24 protein-coding genes are annotated in these 18,760 nt (G+C 45.1%); 22 read left to right on the plus strand and 2 right to left on the minus strand.

The genetic code is table 11. The features are described 5' to 3' along the window. The first annotated feature begins 10 nt into the window (after positions 1-10). The 10 genes from ureE to GDZ68_RS07580 all read left to right on the plus strand — a co-directional run bounded on the left by ureE (position 11) and on the right by GDZ68_RS07580 (position 7,811). The gene (ureE, locus tag GDZ68_RS07535; protein WP_153721659.1) at positions 11-466 is read left to right on the plus strand and encodes an urease accessory protein UreE; all 456 of its coding nucleotides are present in this window, start codon (positions 11-13) and stop codon (positions 464-466) included. Further along, positions 459-1,145 (plus strand): urease accessory protein UreF, encoded by a 687-nt coding sequence (locus GDZ68_RS07540; protein ID WP_153721660.1) that lies wholly within the window; start codon positions 459-461, stop codon positions 1,143-1,145. The genes ureE and GDZ68_RS07540 overlap by 8 nt, the downstream gene beginning before the upstream one ends. Positions 1,146-1,163: 18 nt before the next feature. Then, complete coding sequence (gene ureG / locus GDZ68_RS07545; RefSeq protein ID WP_153721661.1) at positions 1,164-1,775, plus strand: urease accessory protein UreG; 612 nt, start codon at positions 1,164-1,166, stop codon at positions 1,773-1,775. Continuing rightward, complete coding sequence (locus GDZ68_RS07550; protein WP_153721662.1) at positions 1,776-2,600, plus strand: urease accessory protein UreD; 825 nt, start codon at positions 1,776-1,778, stop codon at positions 2,598-2,600. A gap of 144 nt (positions 2,601-2,744) precedes the next feature. After that, positions 2,745-3,791, plus strand: coding sequence for a selenide, water dikinase SelD (gene selD / locus GDZ68_RS07555; protein WP_153721663.1), 1,047 nt, complete (start codon positions 2,745-2,747; stop codon positions 3,789-3,791). Positions 3,792-3,812: 21 nt separating this feature from the next. Beyond that, positions 3,813-4,847: a tRNA 2-selenouridine(34) synthase MnmH gene (gene mnmH / locus GDZ68_RS07560; protein ID WP_153721664.1), complete on the plus strand. Its 1,035-nt coding sequence runs from the start codon at positions 3,813-3,815 to the stop codon at positions 4,845-4,847. 128 nt (positions 4,848-4,975) lie between these two features. After that, positions 4,976-5,404, plus strand: a complete 429-nt coding sequence (locus tag GDZ68_RS07565) for a YugN family protein (protein ID WP_153721665.1) — start codon at positions 4,976-4,978, stop codon at positions 5,402-5,404. 192 nt (positions 5,405-5,596) lie between these two features. Beyond that, positions 5,597-6,898: an MFS transporter gene (locus GDZ68_RS07570; protein ID WP_153721666.1), complete on the plus strand. Its 1,302-nt coding sequence runs from the start codon at positions 5,597-5,599 to the stop codon at positions 6,896-6,898. Positions 6,899-6,985: 87 nt separating this feature from the next. After that, positions 6,986-7,237, plus strand: coding sequence for a PepSY domain-containing protein (locus GDZ68_RS07575; protein WP_153721667.1), 252 nt, complete (start codon positions 6,986-6,988; stop codon positions 7,235-7,237). Positions 7,238-7,328: 91 nt separating this feature from the next. Then, complete coding sequence (locus GDZ68_RS07580) at positions 7,329-7,811, plus strand: GAF domain-containing protein (RefSeq protein WP_153721732.1); 483 nt, start codon at positions 7,329-7,331, stop codon at positions 7,809-7,811. Positions 7,812-8,047: 236 nt separating this feature from the next. Here GDZ68_RS07580 and GDZ68_RS07585 read toward each other — a convergent pair whose 3' ends face one another. Further along, positions 8,048-9,370, minus strand: coding sequence for a sodium-dependent transporter (locus GDZ68_RS07585; RefSeq protein WP_153721668.1), 1,323 nt, complete (start codon positions 9,368-9,370; stop codon positions 8,048-8,050). A 173-nt stretch (positions 9,371-9,543) separates the two neighbouring features. Between GDZ68_RS07585 and GDZ68_RS07590 the strand changes: the two genes are divergently transcribed. Genes GDZ68_RS07590 through GDZ68_RS07610 form a run of 5 tightly spaced genes read left to right on the plus strand, consistent with a single transcriptional unit; the run spans position 9,544 to position 12,197 of the window. Further along, the gene (locus tag GDZ68_RS07590) at positions 9,544-9,996 is read left to right on the plus strand and encodes a helix-turn-helix transcriptional regulator (protein WP_153721669.1); all 453 of its coding nucleotides are present in this window, start codon (positions 9,544-9,546) and stop codon (positions 9,994-9,996) included. A gap of 15 nt (positions 9,997-10,011) precedes the next feature. Further along, positions 10,012-11,163: a PstS family phosphate ABC transporter substrate-binding protein gene (locus GDZ68_RS07595; RefSeq protein ID WP_153721670.1), complete on the plus strand. Its 1,152-nt coding sequence runs from the start codon at positions 10,012-10,014 to the stop codon at positions 11,161-11,163. A 23-nt stretch (positions 11,164-11,186) separates the two neighbouring features. Then, positions 11,187-11,492: a hypothetical protein gene (locus tag GDZ68_RS07600; RefSeq protein ID WP_153721671.1), complete on the plus strand. Its 306-nt coding sequence runs from the start codon at positions 11,187-11,189 to the stop codon at positions 11,490-11,492. A gap of 41 nt (positions 11,493-11,533) precedes the next feature. Further along, positions 11,534-11,758, plus strand: coding sequence for a DUF2651 family protein (locus GDZ68_RS07605; protein ID WP_228551039.1), 225 nt, complete (start codon positions 11,534-11,536; stop codon positions 11,756-11,758). Between the two features lie 31 nt (positions 11,759-11,789). After that, positions 11,790-12,197 carry a hypothetical protein gene (locus GDZ68_RS07610; protein ID WP_153721673.1) on the plus strand — a complete coding sequence of 136 codons (408 nt, stop codon included), beginning with the start codon at positions 11,790-11,792 and terminating at the stop codon, positions 12,195-12,197. 36 nt (positions 12,198-12,233) lie between these two features. Here GDZ68_RS07610 and GDZ68_RS07615 read toward each other — a convergent pair whose 3' ends face one another. Continuing rightward, complete coding sequence (locus GDZ68_RS07615; RefSeq protein ID WP_153721674.1) at positions 12,234-12,623, minus strand: OsmC family protein; 390 nt, start codon at positions 12,621-12,623, stop codon at positions 12,234-12,236. Between the two features lie 153 nt (positions 12,624-12,776). Between GDZ68_RS07615 and GDZ68_RS07620 the strand changes: the two genes are divergently transcribed. From GDZ68_RS07620 to GDZ68_RS07650, 7 genes are all read left to right on the plus strand, one after another. Then, entirely contained in the window at positions 12,777-12,920 is a 144-nt protein-coding gene (locus GDZ68_RS07620) for a YfhE family protein (protein WP_153721675.1), read from the plus strand. 405 nt (positions 12,921-13,325) lie between these two features. Next, positions 13,326-14,303 carry an alpha/beta hydrolase gene (locus GDZ68_RS07625; RefSeq protein ID WP_153721676.1) on the plus strand — a complete coding sequence of 326 codons (978 nt, stop codon included), beginning with the start codon at positions 13,326-13,328 and terminating at the stop codon, positions 14,301-14,303. A 77-nt stretch (positions 14,304-14,380) separates the two neighbouring features. Next, on the plus strand, positions 14,381-15,811 hold the full coding sequence (locus tag GDZ68_RS07630) for a PAS domain-containing sensor histidine kinase (protein ID WP_228551040.1): 1,431 nt from the start codon (positions 14,381-14,383) through the stop codon (positions 15,809-15,811). Next, complete coding sequence (locus tag GDZ68_RS07635; protein ID WP_153721677.1) at positions 15,804-16,373, plus strand: ANTAR domain-containing response regulator; 570 nt, start codon at positions 15,804-15,806, stop codon at positions 16,371-16,373. The genes GDZ68_RS07630 and GDZ68_RS07635 overlap by 8 nt, the downstream gene beginning before the upstream one ends. A 160-nt stretch (positions 16,374-16,533) precedes the next feature. Next, complete coding sequence (gene eutH / locus GDZ68_RS07640) at positions 16,534-17,793, plus strand: ethanolamine utilization protein EutH (RefSeq protein ID WP_153721678.1); 1,260 nt, start codon at positions 16,534-16,536, stop codon at positions 17,791-17,793. 31 nt (positions 17,794-17,824) lie between these two features. Further along, a complete protein-coding gene (gene eutS / locus GDZ68_RS07645; RefSeq protein WP_153721679.1) occupies positions 17,825-18,166 on the plus strand; it encodes an ethanolamine utilization microcompartment protein EutS in 342 nt (113 codons plus the stop codon). A gap of 12 nt (positions 18,167-18,178) precedes the next feature. Beyond that, complete coding sequence (locus tag GDZ68_RS07650; protein WP_153721680.1) at positions 18,179-18,676, plus strand: EutP/PduV family microcompartment system protein; 498 nt, start codon at positions 18,179-18,181, stop codon at positions 18,674-18,676. Positions 18,677-18,760 lie beyond the last annotated feature (84 nt).

Here is an 18,760-nt window from a genome sequence, read left to right on the forward strand (position 1 = left end):
GTGAGAAAGAATGATTGTAGAGGAAATTGTAGCGAATATACAGCAAATGGATGACCAAGAGATTCAAAAGCGGCATATAGAAAAGGTCTACTTGGAAAGTGCCCATCTGGTCAAGCGGGTGCAGCGTGTGAAAACAGATCATGGAAAAGAAATAGGCATTCGGTTAAAGCAGCCGCGCGATCTTCAGGCGGGTGATGTCCTGTTCATGGATGAGCGGAACTTGATCATGATCGATGTCATTTCAGATGATTTGCTAGTCATCCAGCCGCGCGGTTTGAAAGAAATGGGAACGATTGCACATAACTTGGGAAATCGTCATCTGCCGGCTCAATTTGAAGGAGATGACATGCTGGTTCAGTATGATTACCTCGTCGAAGAGCTGCTGCAGCAAATGGAGATTCCTTTTGTACGGGAGGAACGTAAAGTACGACAGGCGTTCCGTCACATAGGCCATAGTCATGACTGACCACTATTTACCTTTAATGCAGCTTTGTGATTCCAGTTTTCCGACTGGTGCATTCAGTCATTCCTATGGACTGGAAACGTATATTCAGGAAGGATTGATCCATGACCGGCAGTCTTTCACACAATGGCTGACAGCATTTTTACACGAGCAGCTTATTTATACAGACGGACTGGCCAGCAGGATTGCGTTCAATGCGCTGGAGCAGAATGACGTGGAAGCACTGTGGGCGCTGGACCACAAACTGTATGTACAGAACCTGCCTTCAGAAACACGGGAAGGCGCTCAAAGGATGGGGCAGCGAATGGCGAAGCTGATTCAATCCTTATATGACATACCGGTTTTGACTCTTTATGCAGACAGGATGCAGAAGAAACAATCATTTGGTCATCCTGCGCTCGTGTTTTCCATGGTTGGACATCATCTGAATACGTCTTCATTCGCTGTTACGCTGTATTATTTATACTCGACTTGCAGCAGCTTAATTCAAAATGCAGTACGGGCAATTCCCTTAGGACAAACAGATGGACAGAAAACAATTCAGCATTTTCATGGTGAATTACAAAAAGCGGCGGAACTTATTCAATGCATGGACATAGAAGATTTCGGTATTGTTTCGCCCGGTCTGGAAATTGCACAGATGAAGCACGAGCATGTGAATATTCGTATTTTCATGTCGTGACAGTAAAGGAGATTTCATATGAAACCGATAAAAATTGGAGTAGGCGGTCCTGTTGGCGCCGGTAAAACACTGCTAGTTGAAAAAATAACGCGTGCTTTACAGGGGCAAGTGAGCATGGCTGTCGTGACCAACGATATTTATACAAAAGAGGATGCAAAGTTTTTAATTCAGCATGGCATATTGCCTGAAGACCGTATCATTGGAGTGGAAACGGGCGGATGTCCGCATACGGCTATTCGTGAGGATGCTTCCATGAACTTTTCAGCCATCGATGAATTAATAGGCAAACATCCGGACGTCGAACTTATTTTTGTGGAAAGCGGCGGTGACAACTTGGCTGCTACCTTCAGTCCTGAACTAGTGGATTTTTCTATTTATATTATTGACGTGGCACAGGGTGAAAAAATTCCACGTAAAGGCGGGCAGGGGATGATCAAATCCGATTTATTCATTATCAATAAAACGGATCTGGCTCCGTATGTGGGTGCCAGCTTGGAAGTGATGGAGGCAGATACCAAAGTGTTCCGTGGAGATAAGCCCTTTGTATTTACAAATTTAAAAGACAATACAGGACTTGATGAGGTCATACGATGGATTGAGGAGCATGTGCTGTTAAGGGGTCTTCACTAATTGGCCGGGTGGACAGGTCTATTACGGCTGGCTGTAGCGGACCGGAACGGCAAGACGGTGCCAAATCGAGTCTATTTTGAAGGCGCATTGAAAGTGATGCGCCCCATTTATCATCAAGCATCAGGACAGGTTTGCTATTACCTGTTGAACCCGGGCGGCGGTTATATAGATGGAGATCGTTACCGCATGGAGATTACCGCAGAGAAACAGGCGCGTCTCACTCTGACAACACAATCAGCGACTAAGGTGTACAGGACTCCCCGGCATCACGTCTATCAAGAAGCAGAATTCCACTTGAAAGAGGGAAGCTATCTGGAGTATCTTCCTGATCCGTTAATTGCTTATCAACAAGCACGCTTTATGCAAAAAACCGTTGTGAGGATGGATCGGACCTCCACCTTGTTTTATTCAGATATTCTGACGCCCGGGTGGTCGCCTGAGAATCGGGATTTCAGCTATGAACAGCTTCGTTTAATAACCGAAATCTACGTGGATGATGAATTAGCAGTGTACGATCACATCAAGCTGCAGCCGGCTCATCAGAAAATGGACGCACTTGGTTCGATGGAAGGTTACACACATTTAGGCTCCATTTTGGCAGTGCGTGGAGACATCACGCAAGACTTGGTCAACCGGCTGTATCAAGAAGTTGCGGAAGCAGAAGTCGAATGCAGAATCGGAATATCGCGTTTGCCGATTGGCGGGTTTACCGTGCGTATTTTGGCCAATCAAACACAGGTGGTAGAACGGATCATTGAACGGTGTCATCACTTTGTCAGTAAGGAGTGGTTCCAGACCAAGCCGAGCTTCTTGCGAAAGTATTGAAGGCGTCATCTTAGCGGCAGTTGTTATGGCTGCTCTAAGAGGATGCCTTTTTGTGCAGAGCAAGAATTCCAAGTGCCGATTCGCGAGTGAGAGTAAAATTTGTGATAAAATTAAGGAACTACAAATGAAAGGTTGATTTCCATTATGCGAAATTCTTCTGTTAAATTGACATCATTGTCTTCAAAAGGAGGCTGCGGCTGTAAAATCGGACCGGCCGACCTTGCTGAAGTTTTACATACACTGCCTCCTGGCCTTTCTGACCCTAACCTGCTTGTCGGTCTTGATACGAGCGATGACGCGGGGGTATACAAACTGAGTGATACGATGGCGATCGTACAGACGCTGGACTTTTTCACACCAATCGTCAACGACCCGTATGACTTCGGGCAAGTGGCGGCTGCGAATGCAATCAGCGACGTTTATGCGATGGGCGGCAAGCCAATTACCGGATTGAATATTGTAGCTTTCCCGATTCACACACTGGATCGCAATATCTTGACTGAAATCCTGCGCGGAGCCGGCGATAAGCTGAAGGAAGCCGGTGCAGTACTCGTCGGAGGCCACTCCATTGATGATCAAGAGCCGAAATTCGGCATGCAGGTCACAGGCACGGTTCATCCTGATAAAATCCGTACGAATGCAGGAGCTAAGCCGGGAGACCGCTTGATCTTGACAAAACCGATAGGCGTCGGCATCATGACCACTTCATTGAAAAATGAATTGCTGACGGAAGAAGAGATTACGCTTGTTACGAAGGTCATGACCACGCTTAATAAAACGGCATCTGAAATTATGGATGACTACAGCGTCCATGCATCAACAGACGTAACAGGCTTTGGCTTGCTTGGACATGCATCTGAAATGGCAAAAGGAAGCGGCGTCTGCCTGCGCATCGACAGTGAGAAGGTACCTGTCCTGCCTCGTACAAGAGAACTGGCGGAAGCGGGTTCAGTGCCGGGCGGAACGAAAAATAATCACGCTCATTTGGCAGGTGACGTTGATTATCCAGAATCAATGGATCAGATCGGTCAATGGATTTTATGTGATGCCGTGACGTCGGGCGGTCTTCTTGTGTCGGTTGCAGGAGAAGAGGCTGATCGCCTTCTCGCTCAATTGCGCGAACAAGGTGTCGACGCCCATTTGATTGGGGAAGTAACAGACGAGCAAGACGGAAGAATTATTGTGCAGTAAATCAGGGAGATGGTGAACGAAATGGTTCGAGAATTAACATTGACAGATGCATTGGAACTACAAAAAACACAATCACATACGCTGGTCGATGTCCGCTCTCCTAAAGAGTTTGAAGAAGCAACGATTCCCGGCAGCCTCAACATTTCGGTTTTTTCGAATGAAGAGCGGGCGGAAATCGGTACGTTATATAAACAGGTCGGCAAGCAGGCCGCGATGGACAGAGGACTGGAGATTTTCTCCGCGAAACTGCCTGCGTTCATTGCGGAATTCAGAAAGATCGGCACACCGATTACGGTCTATTGCTGGCGCGGCGGTATGCGAAGCAAGACGGCAGTGACAGTGCTTGAGCTGATGGGAATCCGCGCAAATCGTATAAGCGGCGGAATTCACACGTACAGAAAGTGGGTCATCCAGCGTCTTGAGCAGCCCTTCACACCTGAGCTTATTGTGCTGAACGGCTATACAGGAAGCGGTAAGACAAAAATTCTGCATAAGCTGAAGGAAGACGGCTACCCTGTGATTGATTTAGAAGGTATGGCGGGGCATCGCGGTTCCATTTTCGGACAGATCGGTGTGAAGCCTAATAATCAAAAGAAGTTTGAAATACTGCTGGCAGAGAAGCTCGACCGTTATGCAGATGAGCCGTTTGTGTTCATTGAAGGGGAAAGCAAGCGCATAGGACAAGTGCATATGCCGCCCTTATTGTTTGAGAAAAAAGAGAAAAGTCCACAGTGGATCATCCAGCTGCCGACCAAAGTCCGTGTAGATGAAATTATGTCAGAGTATGAGCCGAAGGAGCGCCCTGAACAGTTTTTGGAAGCGTTCAAACTGATTAAAAAGCGAATCCATCAGCCGGTTGCTGCAGACATTGAAAGTGACTTGGAAAATGGACGATTTGCTGAAGCTGTCGAGCAGCTGCTGACAAACTACTACGACCCGCAGTATGAATATTCCGTTGCGCGTTTTGCTGTTGCAGGCGAGCACGTTATTCAGGCGGAAACGGTGCAGGAAGCCTATGAAGAATGTCTGGACAGATGTAAGGAATTAAAGAAATAAAACAGCGGCAGCTCTTCTTTTTCCGGAAGTTCCTGTTGGTTTGCCGGCTATGTAACTGGGGTATTCCTAGATATACATTCAACTAGATCAGCAGCGAGAAAAACCGACAAAGAAAAGAGGGGCAAGCCATGATTGAATTAAAAACCACTATGCCGGGTAAAAAAGCGTTGTTCGGCGATGCATGTAAAGTTCTTGCGGAACATGGAGTAATCATTGGAGGGAACTGGGATTTTGACCGGGGGAACTTTGACACGGTATTAAACCAGGATGGCGGCGAGTCCGTCTATTTACGACTGCCTTTTGATGTAGTGGACGGCGTAATGGACGAGGACAGTGCGATGATCTCATTCGGCACACCATTCATTATCAAACACGTAGTGAATATTGGTTTGGACGATGATGACAGCCCGGTGTTAGCGGCTGCCGGACTGGATCAGTTTCAAACACCGCATGATAAAGATGCACCGATTGTATACGATGAAAAGTGGGTGCATGAAGGCGAAGACCTCATTGCGAGATTTTCAGAAAATCCTATTTTCATTATACCCTTTGTATAATACAGACACAGTATGAGAGCAATCCCTGAAGATAAGGGAATTGCTCTTTTTTTATGTGCGCTGATTAAAAGAGAGTCTTCCGCTGCAAGCGCCGTCAGATATGATAAGATGGATGGAATTATTAGCGTATAAACACTATGTCTGATAAGAGATGATACATAGACAGACGGCCTAAGGGGGATGGGAAAACAAATGGCAAGACAGCAGGATTACTCTCAATACACACAATCAGAACATGCCCAGCAGCAATTGTACAAGAGATCTTTGATTGTGGTCATGATTTCTCAAATTTTTGGCGGAGCCGGATTAGCAGCGGGAATAACTGTAGGAGCCCTATTGATTCAGCAGATGACCGGGAATGAAAGCCTGGCTGGCATGCCGATTGCACTGGCTACTTTCGGTTCTGCTTTTTCTGCCTATCTAGTCGGAAGAATTTCGCAGCGTTATGGCCGCAGACTTGGCCTGGGGGCCGGCTTTATAACGGGAGGCATCGGCGCGCTCGGCGTGATTGCCGCTGTGGCGATGGGAAACCTTTTCGTATTATTCATTTTCTTGTTTATTTATGGGGCAGGCACCTCGACCAATCTTCAGGCACGCTATGCCGGTACTGACCTGGCCAATCAAAAACAGCGTGCTACGGCAGTCAGTATGGCCCTTGTTTTTACTACGATCGGTGCTGTCGCCGGTCCTAACTTGGTTATACCGATGGGGTATGTGGCGGACTTTATCGGCATTCCGACATTAACAGGCGTATTTTTATTAGCAGGAGTTTCCTATATCCTGGCAGGTCTTATATTTCTCATTTTCTTGCGTCCTGATCCGCTGTTGGCTGCACGGGCCATTGAACTCGCTAAGACAAAAGAAAGAGAACAGGCAAATGACGGAGCGTTTATTCACGAGCATAAAGCGAGCCGAATGGGCATCTGGACAGGCGCGATTGTCCTGGTTCTGTCCCATGGTGTGATGGTGGCCGTCATGACAATGACACCTGTTCACATGAAGCATCACGGCGCTTCATTGGAAGGCATCGGTTTGGTAATCGGACTACATATTGCCGGCATGTATCTGCCCTCCATCTTTACCGGTGTCTTGGTGGATAAAGTAGGACGGCCGGTAATGGTAGTGGCTTCCGGCGTGACCTTAGCGCTGTCAGGCATACTCGCGGCATATGTGGCTGGCGGATCCGTTTTCTGGATGTCCGTTTCGCTGATATTGCTCGGCGTAGGCTGGAATTTTGGATTAATCAGCGGCACAGCAATTGTCATTGATTCCACAGATGTGCTGACACGTGCGAAGACGCAAGGGAGTATTGATGTATTTGTAGCGCTCGCCGGCACTTTGGGCGGCCTGGCATCAGGCTTAGTTGTTGCATTCTCGAGTTTCGCAATGCTTGGTCTTCTAGGAACATATATCGCACTGCTGCTCATTCCGCTGATTATCTGGGTACGCTTGAAAGAAAAAAAGACATCGGCTGAAGCAGCTTTCAAAGCATAGAAACCGCAGCTGTAATCTTGAGGCAGGCACGTTAATTCATTTCACTGCATAGATTGATATGGAGTAAAGAAATGGAGGAATCGGCGTATGAACCAACAGCGTGAAGAAAATTCTTACTGGGTAAATCACTGGCAGCATCCGCAATACCGAAGGATATCTATGGAAGAGGCAAATGAAATTGCATTGAAAAGAGTTCCAGGAAAAGTAGTGAAATCAGAACTGGACTTTGATGACGGCCAGTTGCTCTATGAAATTGACATTCGCACGGAAGACGGCCAGAAGTTTGAAGTAAAAGTGGATGCTGTTACTGGAGAAATCCTCAGGGTGAAATTGGATTGAACAGGAACCAGATGTAAGCCCGAATGCTTTTCCTAAGCTGTGATTCTGTGTAGAATATAGTAAAGATCTTACACAGAAAGCAGGTAATATGATGTTCACTGCAACGGATTATTCAAGCAATCCAAAGGAAAAGTATACACAGCTTGCAGCACAGCTGGATTCGTTATTATCTGGCGAGTCGAATATTTATGCCAACTTAAGCAATGCATCCGCTTTATTGAACCAATTTTTCGACCGCATTAACTGGGTCGGCTTTTATTTAATGGACGGCAGAGAATTAGTGCTCGGTCCGTTCCAGGGGCTGCCCGCCTGCATCCGTATTCCGCTTGGAAGAGGTGTCTGCGGAACAGTGGCACAGACAAAAAAAGGATTGGTTGTTCCAGATGTGAATGAATTTCCGGGCCATATTGCATGTGATGCAGCTTCCCGTTCAGAGGTTGTTGTACCGCTTATGAAAGACGGAGAAGTGTTCGGGGTGCTCGATATTGACAGTCCTGAATTGAATCGTTTCACTGAAGAAGATCTGGCAGGGCTTACAGAAGCGGCAGCTGTCCTGATGAAACATATTAACTAAATAGGCGGTCTTGAAAGTAATTCTACTTTCAAGACCGCTTTTTTCATGATATTCATTTCTATTCTGCATGTCAACGCACCAATAAAACAGTCAGCCGAGCCAAAAAAGCCCGCGAACGAACCAAAGACTGCTGCCGCCGCACGTAACACAAGCTCTAACGCGCCAAACTACATAACAAACGAACCAATCCGGCCCTTTCCCGCACCAAACTTCTCACGCAGAGGAAGACAGAGAATTTACATTCCCACTATCCACGTAATAAAAATAACGACAATCGCGAGCGGTGCAAAGTAGCGGACGATCAACTTCCACAAAGAATGAACAGCCGGATTCATCCGTAATTCTTCCGCTGTATCTTCTTTTGTCAGGACAAACCCGGCAAACAGTGATACCGCCAGCGCACCGAGAGGCATCGCAATCCGGCTCGTCAGGATATCGGCAAAATCAAAAATCGAGTTGCCGAATAGCTGAACGTCAGATAATAAACCAAATGACAACGCACTTGGTATTCCGACTAAGAAAATCAGTCCGCCAAATACCCATGAAGCACGTCTTCTGCGGTCATGCTTCTTGCGTATTCCGGTAGAAACCACAATTTCCAGCATGGCAATCGCTGAAGTCAGTGTCGCAAACAGCATCAGAATAAAGAAGATGATCAAAAATACACTGCCAAATGGTATTTCATTGAAAATTGCCGGCAGAATGACGAAAATCAATCCCGGACCTTCTGCCGGAGAATGCCCGAGCGCAAAAACTGCAGGGAAAATAACCAGACCCGCCAGAATAGAAATTCCGATATTAAGGATGGATACATTAAATGCAGACTGACCGAGCTTCTCTTCTTTTGAGAGATACGATGCATACGTCATCATCGCCGTCACCCCGACGCTGAGAGAAAAGAACGCCTGACCGAGTGCCACGAGAAAAGTGGTCCCGTTGAAATAGCTCCAGTCCGGAACGAATAAAAACTTAACACCTTCCATTGCGCCATCGAGCGTCAGAGAACGGATCGCCAGAACGATAAATGACAGAAATAGCAGCGGCATCATCCAGCGGCTCGCCCGTTCAATCCCGCCCCGTATTCCACTCTGCACGATGAAGATTGTCAGTGCCATAAACAAAGCCTGTGTAATCAAGACCTCCCAAGGATTTGCGATTGTCGTGTTGAACAGTTCGCCGTAATCCTTTCCATTCAGTTTAAATGTAAAAGCTCTTGCCAAATACGATAAAATCCATCCTCCGACCACACTGTAAAAAGACAGGATGATAAAGGATGAGGCAAGACCCATCCAGCCGACCCACGCCCAGTTCCTGCCGGTTGACAGTTTCTGCAGGGAAGTGACAGCATCCGCCTGTCCTCGCCGGCCAATAACGAACTCCGCCAATAAAATCGGCAGTCCAATCAGTAATGTACAAATAATAAATAACAAGACAAACACGCTGCCTCCGTTTGTTCCCGCCATATAAGGAAATTTCCAGATTGCCCCTAATCCGATCGCACTGCCGGCAGCCGCCAGTATAAAACCAATCTTGGAAGTCCATTGTTCCCGCTGTTTCATATACGTCCTCGTTTCTTTTACATAATTATAAATTCACTAAATCCTATCATGATTTCGAAAAAAAAGCGATGCCTCTGCGGTTCGCAGAGAGTTTTGAAAATTCGTTTGCAATATTTTATTCGGTGGTGTAATATTACACCAATAGATATGAAATGTAACCATGAGGTGAGAGTATGAACCAGCAGGAATTAACCGATTTGATATCACTTAAGCTCCGCGTTGTACGTTTGGAAAAAGAGTATTCCCAACAGAAGATGGCAGATGTACTGGGACTTTCCAAAAAGACGCTAATCCAGATTGAAAAGGGGCGGACCGCAGCGGGCTGGACGGCTGTTATTGCGGTCTGTGCGCTGTTCCGGGACAGTGATGTTCTGCAGGCAACGGTAGGAGGAGACCCGCTTGAAGTATTGGAGACGATCGCACATGACGGAATAGACCGGCCGATTGATCAGTCGATGGGCGGGAAAGTATGGTGGCGGGAAATTGAAAAGAATGGACGTTTTCGGCTGCAGCAAAATGTAATCAGCCAGCATTTTCGGATTTTAGATGAAGAACATTATCGCTGGTACAGTTCATTTGATGAAGAAGAAGCCAGACAACGTTTGAGTGAATTAACTGGGAAATAGGAAGGAGAGGGCGATATGTTCACAACGATAGTATTTGCTGTGTTTTTTCTGATCGCGCTGCTATTTTTTGTTGGAATCGGCTTATTGTATTTGCTGTTTATGGGACAGTTTCATTATATTCCTCTGATGATCGCAGTAGCTGTTACTTTATATGTCTGGATTATCATGATGATCAATCATTCATTCCGGACGAAACAGCGGAAAAAGATATTTGGAATTTCTGCTGCCGTCATATTGCTCGGTGCGTCTGTCTGGCCGATTTATACAGCTTATAAAAACAGCATACCGACTGTAAGTGCTGAGGTGGAAGTCTATTATTATGAGCCGTTTGGCCAGGAATCAAAAGTTAAGAAACTGAATGAACCGGCAGCGCTGCAACTGCAGGATCAGTTGCCGAAGATGGATGGAGCCACCGCCCTTTATCCGCTGTATTCCTCATTTGTGCAGGCTGTGTACCCAGAGAAAGCATACAGTCCCTATGACAGCGAAGTAATGGTCAATACCACACCTGAAGCGTATGAGAATTTATTTGAAGGCCGTGTTGATATGATTTTTGCGGCAGGCCCTTCTGATGCCCAGCTGAATGAAGCGGAGAAAAAAGGGCTGAATCTGAAACTGACACCGGTAGGGCGGGAAGCCTTCGTATTTTTCGTCAATCAAAAGAATCCGATCAACAATTTGGAGTTAAAGCAAATTCAGGATATCTACGCGGGAAAAGTGACGAACTGGCAAGAGGTCGGCGGGAAAAATGAGCCCGTCCGTGCATTTCAGCGGCCAGCAGACAGCGGAAGCCAGACGGCGCTGGAGCGGCTGATGGGCGATGTGCCAATTATGGAAGCGCCGCGGGAAAATGTGGCGGAAGGAATGGGCGGAATCATTCAGGAAGTGTCGACCTACCGAAACTATAAAAATGCGATCGGCTATACGTTCCGTTACTATTCAACGGAAATGGCGGGCAATGAGGAGATCAAGCTGCTGGCCATTAATGGTGTCACGCCAACAAAGGAAACGATTCGTTCAGATGAGTACCCGATTTCATCCGAATTTTATATCGTGACAGCCGGAACGAAGAACCCGAATGTTCAGAAGTTTATTGAGTGGATTTTGTCGGATCAAGGACAGCATCTGGTGGAGGAGGTTGGCTATGTGCCGGTAGGGAAACCTTGAGGTACGTAGAACAGGAGAAAATTATGATGAAGATGACGTTATCGATAATGATCAGTATGATTATAGCGACAATCCTGGGTGTATATGGTCAGGGAATGGCATATTTCATGACCGATTACGCGGTAGATATTAATCCTGTTTATTATTTGACTGGGTTCACGGTGATTAGCTTGTTGTTATATGTAGTCAGCTTTATTTTGGCCTCTTTATTAATGAAAAATAAAAGTATTAGCGACTGGAAAGTGTCGGGTGCTTTGTTGGCAATCAGTATCATTGCGGTACCGATTTCGATGTTTTCTTTTTTTGTAACAGCAATGTGGTGGGGATAAGCAGCAGTCCTCCCAACTAAATGAAAGAGGAAGTGGATGGAGTGTATTTTGCTGTGGTATTTTTACTTTTTCCGATTCTTGTCGTTATCACTTCAGTTATTGGCTATTTACTGCTTAAGAAGTGGTTTGTCGTTCTGTTACTTACTTTTGTGATTTTCACTGTATTGACATTTACCGTCTTCGACACAACCTTTTTCATTTGGGTAATTATATTTACGTTACTGTCTGCAATTCTTAGTTTACTCATGAAGTTCACGCTGAAATAAGGACTATTGCAAGCTGTGAAGCGGCGGCCACATGAAAGAAGGTGCAGGCATGCGGAAAAAGTCTGTGTTGTTTATAGCGATAGTAATTATAAGCGTGGCACTGAATATCTACTTAGGAACATCGAGCTTTCTAAAAAGTACATATACACCAAATATAGACGATCAAGAAATATTAGGAGAAATGACAGTGATGACGCTGCAGAATGAAGAATATCAAAGCATTGCAGAAAAGGAAACAGTCCATTCGATTATGCAGCGTGTCAGCCGTTTTAATGTAGCAGATCCGTCTTCCGTCATTCATTACGAAGTGCATGTTTCAACTGATCAGCAAACATATATTTTTTATTGTGAGGATGAGGCGTGTACAAATGTCTCACTGGGTGGCTGGGCGTATTCGCGCTACACAGAAGAAGAGCCTTTGCTGCCTTTAAAAAAGTAAATGGCGTGCCGGAATGTTCCGGGCACGCCGTTTATTTTATTTACTGCCAATCTCGTACGTTTTCACCACTTCTATACAGCCCATTACGGACTGCAGCATGGAACAGTTTTTCTCAGTGAGCTCCATAATTCTCGGCATTTTTTCTTCCGTAATATCAGAGCCGATGACGGTGAAATGAAGGTGGATTTTCATAATGCGGCTTGCATCATCGTCTGAACGAACGACTTCCTTTACAGCAATCGCAATATCGTCAGCAGGCATGCGCATTTTATCAAGAATCTTGCGCATGACGCCGCCTCCGCAGGCAGCGATGGACGCGACCATCAGCTGGTATGGACGAAATCCTTTTTCTTCATTGGAGGAAATGTGTAATGTACCAAATTCCGTTTCGGTGTCAAAACCGTGTTCTGTCATGTGAAATTGCATATGATCAGCTCCTTATGCAAGTAGTATACGTTGTTTTGCCGAAAAGATAGAAGATTTTGCTTCCTTTATCGGAATCGCTGCAGACTTACTGGCTGCGTTTAATTTGCAGCATATGTGGAAGACTAGAAATAAGAAGGAAAGGAGTGTTCATGCATGAGTGAAAATAAGCAGCCGCACAAAACATTTACTGATAAAAACAATGGCCTTTCATCCACTCAAGAAGTCTTATACGCAAAAGACTTTAAGAGGGCAGACAAAGCAGCTGAGCAAGAAAACAATCAGAAACAAAATAAATAACACTAATCAAAAGCCCCAGCAGATACTTTTATCTGTTGGGGCTTTTCTCATGAAATTGTCATAAACAAAACTTGGTTTTCATTGTATAATAAGAAGAAATACTTATCTATATAAGTTGTATTAAACTTTTTACATCATAAGGAAGCTATGTTCTATCTACTCAGTTGATTGGAGTGCAAGGCGGCGACTCTGGGAGGATCAGCCCGACAGGTGATGACAACTTAGGGGAGCGAAGCGACCAAGTTGGCTCACCGCGGGCCCTCCAGAAAGCGTCCGCCTGGAACGGAAATCAACGGTGCTAGGTAATTTATGGAATGCTTATTTATTAATTCAACCTATCTAGACGCTTAGTTCAGACTCCGATACAACTTTGCCAAGTGACAATTGAATAAGAGAACGAGGGAAATGAAGATGAGAAAAATAGGCTGGAAGAAGTTTTTGTTGATTATTGTTGCTTTCTTTATAGTCTTTCAAATAGCAGGCAGTTTTTTCTTTTATAACTTGGCAATTAAGCGGGGGCCAAAGGACTTTCTGACTGGCAATGCGGATCTTAAAGTATCTGCTGAAACGATGGAAGTATTTCTGAACGGTGACTGGAGACAATGGGTGGAGGAGCAAGAATACGAAGAAATGAAGCTGACCTCTAGGGACGGTCTGGAACTGATGGGGTATTACCTGCCGGCAAAGCAGCCTTCCAACAAGCTGGTCATCCTGACGCATGGTTACCTGGGACATGCAAAACAGATGGGGCTGTACGGCCAGTATTATTATGAAGAACTCGGGTTTAATGTTTTCATGCCGAACGCGCGGGGGCATGGCCGGAGCGGCGGCGATTACTACGGCTTTGGCTGGCCGGATCGTCTGGACTTGATTGACTGGACGAAACAGCTGGTACAGAAGCAGGGGCCCGAAACAGAAGTTGTATACCACGGACTTTCAATGGGCGCGGCGACAGTATTAATGGCGAGCGGAGAAGAGGAATTGCCGAAACAGGTGCAGGCAATCGTGGCAGACAGCCCGTATCAATCCGTGTATCAGCTGTTCGCTTATCAAATGGACCGCATGTTTCATTTGCCTGCTTATCCGCTGCTCGATAATATGAGTCTGCTGACGAAGGCGAAGGCCGGCTACTCATTGAAAGAAGCGAATGCGCTGAATGAAGTCAAAAAGACAGAAGTTCCGATCTTGTATATTCACGGCAAAGCGGATACGTTTGTGCCGACCGCAATGGCGGAGGAATTATTCAATGAGACAAACAGCGAGGCAGAGCTGCTGTTAGTGGACGGTGCCAATCACGGTGAGGCATTTGTGATGGATGAGAAGGCTTATAAATTAAGGGTTTCAGACTTTTTGCGATCCCACTTGTCTGCTTTGAAAGATTGACCTGCCAAAAAATCAGCATTATACTAACTTTACAAAATGCAGGGAGAGATATTTCCCTGAAGCGAGGTTGTGGTAGATTGGTTAAAGCGACAGTGGAACAACTGTGTAAACAGCATACAGATTTAACTGATCAAGATATAAAAATTCTGCAGGAACTGGCGTTTAGTCTGCAGACATACGCAGATTTATCGGGTGATTATATGTTTATAGACTGCAAATTAAAATCCCATAATCAAGCGATTGTCGTGGCAGAAGCATTTCCCAAAGGATGCAAGCCGCTGTATGACAATTCGGTTATAGGAAAGATTGTTTTCGAATCGTTTGAGCCGGGCGTGTTTTATTCGTACCGTAATGGGAAAAAGTCCATTATTCGCCATGCTGTGACGCAGGAAGGAATCGCAGTCGATCAGACGGTGGTGCCAATCAAGAATATGTGCCATCAGGTGATTGGAGTGCTGATTCAGGAAAAAGAAGTCTCCTCCTCATCTACCGATCAACCGCTACAGAACTTTTCGGTCATTACAGAAACCGCAGAAGATCAGCTGACTAATTCGGGATTGGGTGTAGTTTCAGACTTATTAATGGAGATGCTGATCTTAACAGATGCTTCAAACCGGCTCGTCTACGCCAATCCGTCGGGTTTGAAACTGATATCTGAGCTGAGCGGCTGCGATGAACTGCACAACCAAAACTTAGTGGAACTGCTGCCGTTTTTACAGCCGGTGTATGAGCAGAAAGATGATGTATTTGTATTTGAAATGACAATTGAACGCAAAAGTCTCATAGTGAAAAAAATAAAAATGCGAGAAAAAAATAAATCCCGAGAAACCTTGCTCATTGTTCAGGATATCACCGAACTTCGGACGAAAGAAAAAGAATTAATGATGAAATCGGTTGTCATCAAAGAAATTCATCATCGTGTCAAAAACAATCTTCAGACGGTGGCAAGCTTACTGCGACTGCAAATGCGCAATGGCGTTACAGCAGAAAGCCGTACTGCATTTGAAGAAACACTGAACAGAATTTATAGTATTTCTTCCGTTTATGAAATCATTCTTGCTAAGGAACATGCGGACGATGATGATGTAAACATTATTAATTTGACAAGAAAAATCTGTTCTACTATGGTATTAAATGAATATAATTTAAAAGTAGACTTGATTATTGAGCCGAATGGCAATAAAATAGTAACAACCTCTAAGAAAGCGGTTTCAATCGCATTGATTATCAACGAGCTCATACAGAATTCCTTAAAACATGCGTTCCAAGGTAGAGAACAAGGGATTATTGATGTAGAATTTACTGTGGATAATGATTTTGTAGAACTTCACGTTTCCGACAACGGCGTTGGAATGAAGGATCCTCAGACTTCATTAGGAACGGAAATCATCCATAACCTTGTGACCAATGACCTGAATGGTGAATTCTTGTACGTGCCTAGGGAAATTGGAACTCATGCACTGATCATTTTTCCAATAGGCGCGGAGGTGGAAATCTTTGGTGAGTAAACGGATTGTCATAGCGGAAGATGAATCGATTATTCGGATGGACCTGAAAATGACCTTGCAAGACCATGGCTATGAAGTGGTGGGCGAAGCAGGGGACGGGGACAGGGCTATTGAACTTGCTTTTCTGCATAAACCGGATTTAGTTTTGATGGATATCAAGATGCCGAAGATGAACGGATTGAAGGCAAGCCGCATTATCGGAGAACAGCTGGATCTGCCAATTTTAATCCTTACCGCATACAGCCAAAAGGAATTTGTGGAAAAAGCACAGCAAGACAATATAGTGGGGTATTTGGTTAAACCTATATTGGAATCCAATTTAATTCCGGCTATAGAAGTGGCGCTTCATCAATCGGATAAAGCGAAACGACTGAAGGAAAATGTTCGGCAGGCAGAAAAGGAAGTAGAAAAGCGAAAAATCATAGAGCGGGCAAAAGGCATTCTAATGGACGCTGAGCAGTTAACAGAACAGCAGGCGTTCAAACAGATGCGGAATGAGAGTATGTCACGGCAAATGACAATGGAGTCGCTTGCCTATGAAATTATTGAATCGTACAAGTAAATAGATTTAAGCAAAGGCGCTTAAAGAGCTTCATTCTTTAAGCGTTTTTTTGTCTTCAATTTTTTCTATTATTTGTGAGTTCATCCAATGAAAAGGTGGTGATTTGCTAGTTACTGGCTGAAAATGCAACACAATATTATAATAAAAGGGGATAGCCTTTATGGAAATGATAGGTACGGTAATTGTATACATTATAATGGCCTGTGCGATTGCAGGGGCGTTTGCTTCCATCAAAAATCCGGAGGAAGGGTTAGGTAAGGAATTCATGTCAGGACTCCACGCGGTTGGACATATTTTTGTCCCGGCAGCAGGTATCATGGCATCCATCCCTTATTTGACATGGTTCATCAGTAAATTCATCGGACCGATCTTTGATTCAATCGGAGCAGATCCAGCCATTGCCGCTACGACAATTTTGGCTTCGGACATGGGTGGTTACCAGTTGGCAGAAGCACTGAAAGTTACAAATGAAGGATGGGTTATGGCGTTGATCGTCGGTTTCATGTCCGGCGCAACCATTGTATTCTCCATTCCGATGGGTCTTGCGATGCTTGATAAGCGGGATCATAAGTATATGGCACTTGGTATTATGTCGGGAGTATTGACGATTCCGATCGGAGCATTTATTGCATCTTGTTTAGTAGTTATTTTTAATACAGATGTGCGTGATGTGATTAGCACTACAGCTAATTCAAATTATGAATTTGCGATTGGTTATTTACAGATTTTCATAAATTTATTGCCATTATTAATTTTTGTTGTTTTAATCGCACTGGGATTAAAATTCTTCCCGCGTCTGATGATCAATGGATTTATGATTTTCGGGCGTGTCATGGACGCAGCAATCAAACTTGTGCTAGTGTTCTCCATTGTAGAAGTATTTACAGGCATTTTCACTAAAATCTTTGGTGTTTGGGGCTTTGATCCGATTATGGCGGATGAGGCAGACCAGTTCCGTGCGCTTGAAACAGCGGGATATATCGGAATCATGCTGGCAGGGGCTTTCCCGATGATTTACTTGATCAGAAAATATTTGGGTCGTCCACTGGAAGCAGCGGGACAGAAAATCGGCCTTTCTCCTGAAGGAAGTGCGGGTCTTCTGGCTACCGTAGCGAATATTTTGGCGATGTTCTCTTTAGTTCGTTATATGCGTCCAAAAGACAAGGTCGTTAATATTGCATTTGCGGTTTGTGCGGCATTCTTGCTAGGCGATCACTTATCATTCACGGCGAACTTCCAGCCGAACATTATTTTGCCGGTGATTATCGGGAAGCTCAGCGCTGGAATTATCGCGATTATTATTGCGTACAAACTATCCATCCCGACTGCGCGGAAATTGGAACAACAGGATCGTGAAGCAGGAATTATTCGCCCAGGCGAATACGAAGATAAAGCTGAAACTCCTCCTGTAAAAGGATAAATAGGTATTAGTTAGAGAGGGAGTGTGTAGAATGAGCGAGGAAAAGAAACGGTTTATACAGGAATTTGTTCCGGGAAAACAGCTGACACTCAGCCACTTAATCGCAAATCCTGATCCCGACATGTTCCAGAAATTAGGTATTCAAGAGGCTGGAGCCTTGGGTATCCTAACTTGCACACCAAGCGAAACGGTGATCATCGCAGGGGATTTAGCAACAAAAGCGGCAAATGTTCGTATTGGTTTTCTGGACAGGTTTACCGGAAGTCTGGTAATTGTCGGGAGTGTGTCTGAAGTGGAAATGGCAATGCAGGAAATCAATCGGTTCTTATCTGAAAAGCTGGGTTATACACCGGCTGCCATTACGAAGTCTTAAGGAGTGGTGAGGATGCAAAACAAGGCGATGCTGGTCGGTGCGGTACGCGCAGGAAAGTCCACGTTGACGAATGCCTTGTTAGGCCGGGAAGTAAAAGCTGTCAAGACGCAGACGCTCAATTATTTTGATTGGATTGTCGATACTCCTGGGGAATATACGGAAAATCCAATGTTTTATAAAAATATCATGGCAACCGCTCTGGAAGTAACACATGTATTTTATCTGCAAGATTCAACAAGCGAAAAGCTGATCTTCCCTCCCGGCTTCAGCCTGGGAGTTCCGAAGTTGCCGATCGGCGTGATTACAAAGTGTGACCGTCCTGATGCTGATACTGAACGAGCGCTCGTCATGCTAAAAATGGTCATGAATCAAGGCCCGATCGTCATTACCTCCTCTGTAACAGGAGTGGGCATCGATCACTTGAAAGAGTTAACCAAACTTAATGACCTGGCATCCATGCGTCAATACGTCGAACAAATGGACGATGAACGCTTACTATTCCTAGGATGATACCCTTTACACCTATCGCAGAATTTGATATAGTAAAGCTCATACAAGTGAATAAAAACGGCAATGGCGCCTTTACATCTCGTG

The organism is Sporosarcina cascadiensis (genome assembly GCF_009650995.1).
Classification (GTDB): domain Bacteria; phylum Bacillota; class Bacilli; order Bacillales_A; family Planococcaceae; genus Sporosarcina; species Sporosarcina cascadiensis.

Coding starts and splice junctions, on each gene's coding strand:
- eutS (WP_153721679.1), top strand. CDS start 17,825: ATGAGCGAGGAAAAGAAACGGTTTATACAGGAATTTGTTCCGGGAAAA.
- selD (WP_153721663.1), top strand. CDS start 2,745: ATGCGAAATTCTTCTGTTAAATTGACATCATTGTCTTCAAAAGGAGGC.
- GDZ68_RS07575 (WP_153721667.1), top strand. CDS start 6,986: ATGAACCAACAGCGTGAAGAAAATTCTTACTGGGTAAATCACTGGCAG.
- GDZ68_RS07615 (WP_153721674.1), bottom strand. CDS start 12,623: ATGCAATTTCACATGACAGAACACGGTTTTGACACCGAAACGGAATTT.
- GDZ68_RS07620 (WP_153721675.1), top strand. CDS start 12,777: ATGAGTGAAAATAAGCAGCCGCACAAAACATTTACTGATAAAAACAAT.
- GDZ68_RS07650 (WP_153721680.1), top strand. CDS start 18,179: ATGCAAAACAAGGCGATGCTGGTCGGTGCGGTACGCGCAGGAAAGTCC.
- GDZ68_RS07590 (WP_153721669.1), top strand. CDS start 9,544: ATGAACCAGCAGGAATTAACCGATTTGATATCACTTAAGCTCCGCGTT.
- GDZ68_RS07570 (WP_153721666.1), top strand. CDS start 5,597: ATGGCAAGACAGCAGGATTACTCTCAATACACACAATCAGAACATGCC.
- GDZ68_RS07585 (WP_153721668.1), bottom strand. CDS start 9,370: ATGAAACAGCGGGAACAATGGACTTCCAAGATTGGTTTTATACTGGCG.
- eutH (WP_153721678.1), top strand. CDS start 16,534: ATGGAAATGATAGGTACGGTAATTGTATACATTATAATGGCCTGTGCG.
- GDZ68_RS07565 (WP_153721665.1), top strand. CDS start 4,976: ATGATTGAATTAAAAACCACTATGCCGGGTAAAAAAGCGTTGTTCGGC.
- ureG (WP_153721661.1), top strand. CDS start 1,164: ATGAAACCGATAAAAATTGGAGTAGGCGGTCCTGTTGGCGCCGGTAAA.
- GDZ68_RS07600 (WP_153721671.1), top strand. CDS start 11,187: ATGATGAAGATGACGTTATCGATAATGATCAGTATGATTATAGCGACA.
- GDZ68_RS07625 (WP_153721676.1), top strand. CDS start 13,326: ATGAAGATGAGAAAAATAGGCTGGAAGAAGTTTTTGTTGATTATTGTT.
- GDZ68_RS07595 (WP_153721670.1), top strand. CDS start 10,012: ATGTTCACAACGATAGTATTTGCTGTGTTTTTTCTGATCGCGCTGCTA.
- GDZ68_RS07580 (WP_153721732.1), top strand. CDS start 7,329: ATGTTCACTGCAACGGATTATTCAAGCAATCCAAAGGAAAAGTATACA.
- ureE (WP_153721659.1), top strand. CDS start 11: ATGATTGTAGAGGAAATTGTAGCGAATATACAGCAAATGGATGACCAA.
- GDZ68_RS07610 (WP_153721673.1), top strand. CDS start 11,790: ATGAAAGAAGGTGCAGGCATGCGGAAAAAGTCTGTGTTGTTTATAGCG.
- mnmH (WP_153721664.1), top strand. CDS start 3,813: ATGGTTCGAGAATTAACATTGACAGATGCATTGGAACTACAAAAAACA.
- GDZ68_RS07540 (WP_153721660.1), top strand. CDS start 459: ATGACTGACCACTATTTACCTTTAATGCAGCTTTGTGATTCCAGTTTT.